Here is an 11584-nt window from a genome sequence, read left to right on the forward strand (position 1 = left end):
CCCGCTCCGGATCGAAAAACGCTCGCGTTCGGTCAGAGCGACGAAAACTTGCACGGCGGCGAAGTATCCGGATGGAGACACTCGAGAGCCGTCATTTGTTGGCGGCGATCAGTGGCGAAGTGTTTCTGGATCTCAATCAAGACAGCACTCGCCAGGGCACCGAGAACGGCGCCGCCGACGTTCGCGTTTACTTGGATGAGAACGTCAATGGAAGGATGGATGAGGGCGAAGATTCCGTTCTGACCGACTCCGCCGGGTTCTTCTCGTTCTCGCAATTGCCCGCTGGTGACTACCACGTTCGCGTTTTGCCAGAACAAGGTTTGGTGCAGACCGCACCTCAAAAGACGTTTGGCTTGTTGGAAACTGTGACGCAGGAATCGGGAGTGAACGTCCGTGCGTCTCAAGCGTTTCAATTTGGAACGCACGAGGTCGACAACCAACGATTGGTGGAATTGCTCGGCCAACCCATCACCAGCCGGCTTGATGGCATCACTCGCATCAATGATGGTGATTTGCTGGCGGTCGATACTCGAGCCAATGAGGTGTTCCGTATCAACCCCAGCAACGGTGAGATCACTCGTCTGGGAAACACCAACGTCGATATCGTTGGCGGGTTGGCTTACGACGCGGTCACCGACAGCGTTTACACCTTGGTGCGAGGTGGTGGCGACAACACGTTGCGACGTTTGGCCAGTTTGGATGTGAACACGGCGAAGGCGACTTTGATCGGCGGGGGCCGTTCAGGCTTGGCATCGGTCGCTGATATTGCGTTCGATCCCGTCAATCGACGCTTGATCGGATTCGATGACACGGACAATGAGTTCTTTGCGTTCGACACGTTCGGCAATGGGCGTACGTTGTCTTACACGTCGCGAAGTGTCGATACATTCACGATGAGTTTGGCGGGGTCCGATCTGACCGCGGCTTTGCCGGCTGATGCGACCTACGTGACCATGTTTGATGCCGATGACACCGGATTGGTGTCGACGATTTTGGTCGATGTCGACACGGGTTTGGTTTCGGATTCCTTCCATGTCAGCCAACCAATCAAACCGGTCGCGCTGACTCGGCCAACAACGGGCAACAACTCTCAGTACGTCGAAGTGACAGAGTTCCAAACCGTGGCCGGTCTGCAGTTTGGGATCTCGCCCGACGTGATCGGATTCCGAGTGCGTCCCAGCAACCCTGAGTCAGGTGTTGGGGCGTTGGGGCAAGAAGGATTGACCGTCGTTGGCGGTGCCATCGGTCCCGATGTGGTGGAAATCACGCTGAACAGACAACCCGATTCGGATGTTGTCCTCAACCTGGAAGTCATCGCCCCCGGCGGAAGCAATCCTGGGGTGACCTTAGAAACCAATCAGCTCGTGTTTACGCCTGACGATTGGAATCAAGTCCGTCGCGTGGTGGTTTCGCCAGACCCAAACAATCCGGTCAACGTGATCACGAACATCGACCTTGAGATCGTCGTGGATCGTGATCTGTCCGATGCCGCTTGGATCGATCTGCCGCTGCGAACGATGGAAATTCGCGTTCTGCCGCCCGTGTTGTCGGTGGAATTGAATCAACCGGTGATCAACGAGTTGATGATCGAAGCAGGGTTTGCTTCCACGTTCAACGATTTGACGGATCAATACATCGAGTTGCGTGGGATGCCCAACGAGCGATTGGAGGATGGAACATACTTCGTTGCCATTTCCGAAGACACCCTCAACGAAGGTACCGTCGAGACCATCATCGATTTGTCGGGCCAAACGTTCGGTGCCAATGGTTTCCTCGTGTTGCTGCAAGAAGGCAACTCATACGAAGCCGCGTTTGGATCGCGAGTGTTGGAAAGTGACCAGTCGGGTTTCCTGGGGCTTCCCGACGGGATCTATTCGGATGATTCAGACGACGGTTCCTTGTTTCGTACTTTTGATAACCGCGGGTATTTCTTGATTCAGTCGGATGTCCCACCGGCACTCGGCGATGACATCGACACGGATGACGACCAGCGAGCGGACGATGGTGGTTTGTTGTCGACTTGGAATGTGTTGGATGCCGTTGCGATCCAAGACTACGTCTTCGGCGACAACTTCTCCTACGCACCGATTCTGTTCGCTGAAAACATCAGTTCCACGGCGCGGAGTTATGTGTTGCCGCCCGGCGGAACGGTCGTGGAAGCTGACGGTTTTGGCTACGTTGGTCGATTGGGCGATTCCATCGGGTCCTCGCCGGAGGATTGGGTATTCGGAACACCGGTTGATGCGGCCGATGGATCTGCGATTGAGTTCGAAACTGGTGGCAAGCACGAGTTGCTGGCTTCGTCCGTCTCGCAACCGGCACTTGCGGATCGTTTGCTCAACCACATCGGCGAAAGCAATTTCGTTGGCGGTGCTCGCGGACAGATCCTGCTGGCACCCTCGGCGGGGGCCATCGCCGATGGAGCTCCAGAGGATTTGAGGTTGCCCGGTCAAGGCATCACCGTTTTCGCGGATACCAACGACAACGATCGCTTGGACGATTTGACATTTGTCGTCGAGCCCGATGATGTGGTGCCACCATTCGATCCGTTGGATCCAACGGTTCAGGATCTGACGTACGTGCTCACAAACGAATTCCCGGGCGTGACCATCACCAGCACAAGCGGCAGCCTCTTTTCGAACACGCCGGTCTTGGCCGAACGCCAATATTTGAGCGGCCGAATCAGCGGCAACCGAGTGTTCAGTGACGGCGGCTTCCAACAATTCTCAACCTTCAACCGGCTACGGTTTGATTTCTATCGCCCCGTGAAGTCGGTTTCGATTGATGCTCTCGGTAGTGCGTTCACGTCGTTGGTTTCTTACGGGCGCTTGGATGCGTTCAATGCTGATGGTGACTTGATCGCCACGGCGGTGAGTGGCGTGTTGGTTAATGGTCGCCGAGAAACGGTGACGTTGTCGGTGCCTTCGGATGAGATCGTTCGCGTTGAAGCGTATTCGGACACCACGATCAGTGGCGGGACAACGTTTGGTGCGTTCGATCGATTGACCTACGTGCAAAGCGAAGCGACCGCGGTGACCGATCAAGACGGTATCTATGAATTGCGATCGCTGTTCGAAGGCGACTATGACTTGCAGGTCCAAACCGGATCGGGAGCGACGGCGCTATTGGGGACGGCTGAGCATCCCTTCACCGTGTCACGCTTTGACAACTTTGTCTTCGAAGATGTGTTCCGGGTGAACACGCTGCCGAAGACGACTGACCAAGTCATTTTGGTGGATGAGAATCTGCCGGTCGGAACTGAGATCCTTGTGCAGCAAGCAGATGACGCCGATCAGCCAGCTGACGGTGGCGTGCCATTGTTGTATGAGATCATTGGTGGGAACTCCGCCGGATTGGTAGTCGACTCGACCACCGGTAATTTGACCGTGACGACGGACTCGGACTTGGATTTCGAAACCGAGCCCAACCGGATCATTACGATGCGAATCACGGATGCCGCGGGTGCAAAGACCACGAACCGCATCACAATTTCGTTGCGAGACATCAACGAGGCTCCCGTGGTGGACGACACACCGTTGGTGGTCACAGAAGATGTGCCGGCGGGTTCCGCGATTGGACGCATCAAAGCGTTTGATCCCGACATCGCATTCCGTCAACAACTCTCGTTCGAGCTGGTTGGTGGTGAAGCCCAGAATGACTTCAGCGTCGATCCAGTCACCGGTGTGGTGACGTTGCTGAATGCGGATAGTTTGGACTTCGAGAACAACACGCAGCGAACTTTGCTCGTTCGTGTCAGCGATGACGCAGCCATTCCGGCGGAAAACATTGTTGAACAGCAGATCCTTGTGCTCAACGAAAACGACCGGCCGACAATCTCACAAACTCAGTTCACTGTGTCCGAAGACGCGACGGGTGAATTGTTCCGTTTGGAAGTTGACGATCCCGATGAAGGCCAGATGCATCAATTCGAAGTGGTCGGCGGAGTCGCGGCCAACTTCGTTCGTGTCACCCAAGAAGGTGCCGTGAGGTTGTTGCCCGGTGCGGAGTTGGATTTCGAAACGTTCCCGAACATGACGTTGCGAGTTCGCGTCAGCGACAATGGTGGCCCGCCGTTGGCCGAAACGGTGAATGTCCAGATTTCAGTCTTGGGTGTGAACGAACAACCAAGGCTGCAACCATCGGTGGTCCAGTTCAACGAGGGCAGCGTACCCTCCGCGGATCGAATCCTGACGTTGGTGGACCCTGAACAGCGACCGCAAGATCACAGCATTGAATTGCTGGACGGTCCATCGAACTCATTGTTTGAGTTCGTTGCCGGAACCGGTGCTGAAGCGGGTACTGGGACACTCCGAATCGCGTCTGGAGTGGAACTCGATTTTGAGGATCAATCGGTTCACCAATTGAACTTCCGGATCACGGACACCGTCGACAGCTCCGTCGCACCATTCACGGCGACTTTGTTGGTGGAAGTGCTGAACCGCAACGAGAATCCTAGTATCACCACCGAACGTGTCGTCGTTTCGGAAGTGCCGTATCCAAACGGTGCACCCGCCTCGAGCGATAACTGGGTGATTGTCGGACGGATCGGTGTGGCGGATCCCGACGGTGACTTGGTCACGACCCAATTGGTTGGCGGCACCGGGTTCTCCAATTTCGATTTGGATCCCAATTCGCGATTGCTTCGGGTTCGTCCGAACGCTGTCTTTGACGTCGATGCGCCTGACGCACCCGCTCAAACGTTGGTGATTCGGGCCGACGATGGAACCGCGACGACGGATCGCACCATCACGGTGCAGGTCAACAACGTCAACGAACCACCCGTGTTTGATATGGCGATGGCCGATGCAACTTTCCAAGACCGTGCGTTGGTCAGTGGGCAATACCTGGAATTCCAATTGCCCGATAACATGGTCAGTGATCCAGAGGGCGGAAACTTCTCGATCCGCATCTTTGGTCAATCGGGTACCTTGCCGAGCTGGATGAAGTACGACATCGAAACACGAACGCTAGTTGCAACACCGGGACCATTCGACACCGGTGTCTACAACTTGACGGCTCGTGCGTTGGAGTTTGGACCTCGTCCGCTCGCGACGGATGTGCAGTTCACCTACACGGTCGGGTTGGGACAAACACCGTTCCAAAACGCTCGCAACCGTTACGATGTTGACCGAAACCAATCGGTTGCACCTCTGGATGCACTGCGGATCATCAACTACCTGGAAGCCAATGGCCCCGGTCGTTTGGAGCCTGGAAACATGCAATCGTTCCCCGGGTACCTGGATGTTTCCGGCAACGGTGAAGTGACCTCGTTGGACGCCTTGATGGTGATCAACGAGATCAATCGTCTGGAAGAAGAAAACGCTGGTGCCGAACCGGTTTTGGTCGAGATTTCGTCCGATGACTTCTTGCGTCGCGAAGATGCGGTCGATGAAGTGTTGGCGGCTGAATTCGATACCCCCTCGCTGTTCTGAAGGAAGTGACTGGTCACGATGGAAGAAACGGGCACGGACGCCGAAAATGCTTCCATTGATCCAAGCATGCTTTCAACCCGCTGGGCAATCGCCGAGCGGGTGTTGAGCGAATCGTTTGGATTTGATCGTTTGCTACCGCCGCAGAAGAAGGTCATCGAGCGACTGTTTGACGGTCGCAACGTGGTCGCGGTGATGCCGACGGGAAGTGGCAAAAGCTTGTGCTACCAACTGGTCAGCCAATGCTTGCCGCACCTGACCGTGGTTGTGTCGCCCTTGGTCGCTTTGATGAAGGATCAAGGTGACTCGCTGAAACGGCGCGGCATCGAGGTCGCGAGGCTGGATCATTCCGCTTCGCCGCAAGAACTGCGTTTGGACTTGAAACGAGTTCGGTCGGGCCACTGCAAGTTGCTGTACGTTTCCCCGGAACGCTTTTTCAACGAGCGTTTTCGTGCGGTCTTGGGCGAGACACCAATCTCGATGCTGGCGGTCGACGAAGCCCACTGCATGAGCGAATGGGGGCACCATTTTCGCCCCGATTACCTGCGGTTGCCGGACGTGGTGGAGGAGCACAGCATCCCGCAGGTCCTCGCGCTGACAGCGACCGCGCCGCAACGTGTTGTTCGTGAAATTCGATCGGCGTTTGGGTTGGAACGAACCGATGTTGTGAAGGTTCCCACGCATCGTTCGAACTTGCATCTGCAGTGCATGCAGGTGACTTCACAGGAGCGGGACGAGCGATTGTTGGAACAACTTCGCAAGGCGGCGAAGTCTCGAACCAAAGGCGTCACGATCGTTTACGTCACTCGACGTCGAACTGCTGAACAGTTGGCTGAGTCGCTAAGTGAAGCGGGCCTTTCCGCGATGGCATATCACGCGGGATTGACCAGCGAGCAACGTGAATCCATTCAACAGTGGTTCCTGGAATCCAACAACGGCATCTTGGTCGGCACTGTGGCCTTTGGCATGGGTGTGGACAAACCCAATGTTCGCCGAGTGATTCACTACAACCCTTCGTCATCGCTGGAAGGGTACAGCCAAGAAATTGGTCGTGGCGGACGGGATGGCAAAGCGACCCAGTGTCAAACTTGGTTGGTTCCCGAAGACCAAGTCGCGATTCGCAATTTGCCGTGCAGTGATTGGCCGACAAAGGAGTCCGTGGAACGTTTGTTGGATCGATTGATTGGTCAACCGGATTCGTTTTATCTGGCGTTGGGCAAGTTGGCTTGGGAGGTGAACTTGTCATCCGGCGTGGTCGGCACGTTCATGATTCAATTGCGGCAACGCGGGCACCTGGACTTGCTGCCCGCTCGTTATGACGTTTACCGCGTCAAACCAAGGTGCGACATTTCTGAAATTGTTTCGCGGAGTGAGGCGATTGATCCGGAGGCTGTGTCGGCGATTGTTGCTTCGCTGGTCAAAGCCAAGCGGGCGTACCGCGTCAATTTGGTGGTGGCAACGCGTCAGTATCGCGTGCCTCGAACACGCTTGGTCGCGGCCCTGGAAGAATTGTCATTGTCTGGGATCATCGAGTTGGAGTCCTCCGAATTGATGCATGGGTACCGCTGGATAGAACGGATCGCTCGACCCGCGACGACGGTGAAACACTTGCTGAAACGGTTTGACGCGTCGATGGAGGCGACTCAGCAACGCATCGATTCGATGATGGAGTTCATTTCCTGCAAGGAGTGTTTGCCGGTCGCGATGGCGGCTCATTTCGGTTCGCGACGTTCGCGGCCCTGCGGAAAATGCTCAACTTGTCGCGGCGAGGGGCCGTGGGATACCCAGCTGAATCCGCCTGATTCGATCGGAGATTCTGCCCAAAAAGCGATGTCCGATGCGATCGCGGAGTATCCCGACCTCTTTTCAGATCCGATCGATCGGGCCAAATTCCTGTGTGGCTTGTATTCACCCGCTTTCATGCGTTTTCGCGTGAACCGGCATTTTGGCTTTGGTGTCTGTGAATCGGTTCCCTTCCCGACCGTTTTGGCGGCGATGAGGGCGAACTGATTCGTCGTGATCACTAGCTCGCCGGGTTGTTGAATTACTGAGCCGTTTCGGAGGTAGCCTTGGTTCCATCACCAAAGAACCGGGGCTAACGCCCGTCGGCTAAAGGCTGAGTAAATCAACATGCGGTCACGCGTCGGGTTAGGACTCGCAAGCTGATTTTGTAAAACGACCCGCTGCACAACATTCCTTGACTAGTTCCCTCAAAACCACAATCCCTCGAAACCACTTTTGAGACTGGCACCCATGATCACCATCGTCGACTATCAAATGGGAAACCTCCGCAGCGTCCAAAAGGCGGTGGAACGTTCGGGCGTGGAGGCGGAGATCACCAGCGACGCTGGCCAAATCGCGGCGGCGGAACGATTGATCCTTCCGGGCGTAGGAGCGTTTGGGGATGCGATTGGCGAGATTCGTCGTCGTGATCTGGAGAAGCCGATCAAAGATTTCATCGCGTCGGGCAAACCGTTTTTGGGAATCTGCCTGGGTCTGCAAATGTTGTTCGAGCAAGGCTTCGAGGGCGGCACCCACGAAGGACTCGGGGTCTTGGGCGGCGATGTGGTTGCATTCGAATTGCCCGCCGAGTTCAAAGTCCCGCACATGGGATGGAACGCGGTTGACGTGAAAGCCGCCGGCGCGGATCTCGGCATTCAATCCGGAACACATTTCTACTTTGTGCACTCGTACTTCGTTCGCCCGACCGATCCATCGGTGGTCGCACTGACGTGTGATTACGGTGGCGAGTTTTGTGCCGCGGTGCGTCGTGGCAATTTGATGGCGACCCAGTTCCACCCCGAAAAGAGCCAGGGGGACGGACTGCGATTGATGCAGCGTTTCGCGACCTCACCGGTCGAAGTTGCCTGATTCATTCGCCATCCAACCACGAGCACACTCGCATGTCTTCTTCTATCTCGACTCCTCCCGCACACCAATTGCAAACCGAAAACGGGAGTTTGCAAATCCGGTTTGAGTGGCAACAAGATCGCTACGCCCACGTTGTTCGCTGGCAGTCGGAATCGGGCGAGGTGGTCGAAGCCCGCAGCGTGGAAGGTTCGTCCGATCAGGATTGGCCCGCCTCACCCGCACTTCAGCAATTGTCGACCGAGACCATCGAAGGCGTGCCAACGATTTTGGGAGTCGGCTGTGCCGGCAGCAGTCACTTCAGTGTCAGCGTGCAAGTGCTGGAAAAGGGTAATGGGGATGACAGCGAATCCGGATCACCTCGCGTTCGATTTGACTGGGCAGTGAGAATGACCGCGTCCGATGCCAAGGAGCATCTCGTTGCCGATTTGGGGACCCAGTACTCGGCAGAAAACATGCTCCCCGGTTCTTTGTTGGGGCAAACCCAGTCGGTTCGGCAGTCGGGGGCCGATGGCGGAATACGGTTTGTGCCGGATCAATCCGCTGGCGGTCGAACGCGGCAGTGGAGCTATGATCTGCTCGGGGCGACTTAGGGTTTTGTAGCGGAAGGGCGCGAGCTCTCCGGTGACGTGGAACCGGGCGGCTCGCGCCGCTCCGCTAAGAGGGGAAGACCGGGCGGCTCGCGCCGCTCCGCTAGGAGCGAATGCAAAGCAACCGACCGTTCGGTCTTCATTTGAAATACACTGTGGGTTTTCATTCCTCAGGATGCTGCCTCGATGTCGAACACCTTTCCTCGTCGCCAAGCGTTGTTGGCGGCCACCACCGTCGCCGCTCTGCCCACCTCGCACCTTTTCGCGTCCGAGTCACCCGCGACGCTGACGGCGGCAAATTCGTTGGTCGACGCGATTCCGACGCCTCCGCTGGCGATGAACACCAGCACGCTTCGCGGACACAACTTGACCGTGCCCCAGCAAATCGAGGTCGTTGCCAAGGCTGGGTTTGATGGAATCGAACCATGGATTCGCGATCTGCGAAGCTATGTCGATGGTGGCGGCAGCGTCTCCGATCTAAAGAAACAGCTCGACGATGCGGGACTGAATGTTGTCGGCGCAATCGGTTTTGCTCGTTGGATCGTCGATGATCCCGCGGCGCGCCAAGCTGGATTGGACGAAGCCAAGCGGGACATGGAGTTGGTCGCTTCGCTCGGCGGCAAACAAATGGCCGCTCCTCCGATTGGTGTTCATCGAACCGAAGAACTTGGCGATGGCGGTGCACCTTCGCTTGAGACAATTGGGGAGCGTTACCGGGCGATTTTAGAACTTGGTGATACGATGGGCGTGACACCGTTGCTGGAGCTTTGGGGGTTCTCGCCGGTGCTGCATCGTTTGGCAGAATTGGCTTACGTTTCGACGGCGGCAGCTCACCCGTCCGCCGCGGTGCTGCCGGATTTCTATCACATCTACAAAGGCGGCAATGACATGTCGTCGCTGGGCATGATCGAAGCGTCGCGCATGCCGCTGTTCCACATCAACGACTATCCCGGTCAGCCCGCCATTGATGTGATCGCTGACAAGGATCGCGTGTACCCGGGCGATGGAGTGTGTGACTTGGTCGGCACCATTGCCATGTTGCTTCGCAATGGATTCGTCGGCACGTTTTCGTTGGAGTTGTTCAACCCCGGGTATTGGAAGCTGCCCGCTGACAAGGTTGCCGCGGAAGGTTGCCAGAAATCGCGAGACGTGATCGCGAAAGCAGTGGAAACAGCGAAGCAAGACGCAGCCATGCAGGCTTGAACCGAATGAAACCACTTTTCGCCTGGGGACGACGGCACGGGTTTCTTCTGACGTTGGCGATCTTGTTCGCGATTGGATTCACCGCCGCCGACTATCTTCGGCCGGTGGCGGAACAGGATTGGCTTCGCAGTGCGGTGGTGTTTGCCGTGATGTGGGCCTCGGGCATGACCCTGCCTTTGCGTTCGGTGACCGATGCGGTGCGGCGGCCGACCGCGGTGTTGGCAGCGGTCAGCCTCAACACCGTGGCGGTCCCTTTGGCCGCATGGTGGATTGCGGGATGGATCGCACCTGAATGGAAGTTGTCGTTCTACGTGGCGTCGCTGGTGCCATGCACGCTCGCCTCCGCAATGGTGTGGACACGCCGCGCCGGCGGTGACGATTCGATCCCGATGCTGACCACGGTGGTGACCAACCTCGCCTGCGTTGGTGTGATCCCGCTGGGATGGTGGTTGGTCTCGGATACCGAAGCGGTGGCGGAACTCACTCGAGGGCTTCAGGAGATCGGCGCAGCAGTCGGGAGCGGCGGTAGCGGGACGGGCGGCCAGACGCTGGCGAGTCAAGCGATCAAGTTAGGATTGGTGGTGGTGGCTCCTTTGACCTTGGCCCAGTGCATGCGGCATTGGGGATGGGCCGAGTGGGCGGATCGAGCCAAGCCGAAGTTGTCCTGGGCGGCTCAGGGAGGCATCCTGATCATGGTGGTGTTCGGTGCCGTGACCACCGCCGACAAGTTGGTTGCCATCACGCAGGAAGGCGGTGCAGCGATCTTTGCCCAATTGATTGCCGCCGCATCGGCGATGCACTTGGCGTGTTTGGTAGTCGGGATCCTCTTCACGCGATGGATCTTGCGACGCGGGCCCGAGACTCAAATCGCGGTGGGGTTCTCGGCCAGTCAAAAGACGCTCGCGATCGGTTTGCAAACATCGATGGATCTGGGCGTCAGCGTGTTGCCGATGATCATCTATCACATCACTCAATTGATCTGGGACACCGTCGTCGCCGATGCTTGGTTGGCGAAGGGGAAGAAGGATTCCGCCGAGTGATGTGCGGTCAGGTTTTGTGTGAGCCGTTCGAAATTTGAGATCTCCCCCGCCTTTTTCAGTGCGTATGTTTTCAGTCACCTCTCCCCCGACGAAGTTGGGGGTCGTGCAGTTTTCTGGTGCCGCTTTTCGGCAGATTAACACACGGCGCACCTCTCCCGAAACGAAGTTTGGGGAGAGCGACCGTAATGAATCTGGCAAGTGTGAGCGATCAAAAATCTCAAATTTTTTGATTCCATGGCGTCCTCTGCGCAGCATTTCCAACGGCGGGCTCTTGGGTAAAAGCTCGCTTCGATTAAACTTTCAGATTGGTACCGCGTGGCAACACGCGAGTACGTCGGGCCGCCGGTTGTCGGGCTTGTTTCGATGGCCGGCTGCCCCCTTTCACTTCGGGTGGTGGTTGCCTGTGGCGGTGCGACCTCGATCGGGCTCGGCAAAAGGGGCCCTCCCTTCCACA

At 56.9% G+C, this 11584-nt stretch carries 6 protein-coding genes; all 6 read left to right on the forward strand.

The annotated features are described in order from the left end of the window. The first annotated feature begins 71 nt into the window (after positions 1–71). The 6 genes from RE6C_RS01365 to RE6C_RS01390 all read left to right on the forward strand — a co-directional run bounded on the left by RE6C_RS01365 (position 72) and on the right by RE6C_RS01390 (position 11130). The gene (locus RE6C_RS01365) at positions 72–5432 is read left to right on the forward strand and encodes a cadherin domain-containing protein (RefSeq protein ID WP_008653157.1); all 5361 of its coding nucleotides are present in this window, start codon (positions 72–74) and stop codon (positions 5430–5432) included. 18 nt (positions 5433–5450) lie between these two features. After that, on the forward strand, positions 5451–7439 hold the full coding sequence (locus RE6C_RS01370; RefSeq protein WP_008653159.1) for a RecQ family ATP-dependent DNA helicase: 1989 nt from the start codon (positions 5451–5453) through the stop codon (positions 7437–7439). 243 nt (positions 7440–7682) lie between these two features. Next, the gene (gene hisH, locus RE6C_RS01375; RefSeq protein WP_008653161.1) at positions 7683–8300 is read left to right on the forward strand and encodes an imidazole glycerol phosphate synthase subunit HisH; all 618 of its coding nucleotides are present in this window, start codon (positions 7683–7685) and stop codon (positions 8298–8300) included. A 32-nt stretch (positions 8301–8332) separates the two neighbouring features. Next, positions 8333–8890 carry a hypothetical protein gene (locus RE6C_RS01380; RefSeq protein ID WP_008653163.1) on the forward strand — a complete coding sequence of 186 codons (558 nt, stop codon included), beginning with the start codon at positions 8333–8335 and terminating at the stop codon, positions 8888–8890. Positions 8891–9073: 183 nt separating this feature from the next. After that, on the forward strand, positions 9074–10090 hold the full coding sequence (locus tag RE6C_RS01385) for a sugar phosphate isomerase/epimerase family protein (RefSeq protein WP_008653164.1): 1017 nt from the start codon (positions 9074–9076) through the stop codon (positions 10088–10090). A 5-nt stretch (positions 10091–10095) separates the two neighbouring features. Beyond that, the gene (locus RE6C_RS01390) at positions 10096–11130 is read left to right on the forward strand and encodes a bile acid:sodium symporter family protein (protein ID WP_008653165.1); all 1035 of its coding nucleotides are present in this window, start codon (positions 10096–10098) and stop codon (positions 11128–11130) included. Positions 11131–11584: the final 454 nt, after the last annotated feature.

This window comes from Rhodopirellula europaea 6C, assembly GCF_000338295.1.
In the GTDB taxonomy this organism is placed as follows: Bacteria; Planctomycetota; Planctomycetia; order Pirellulales; family Pirellulaceae; genus Rhodopirellula; species Rhodopirellula europaea.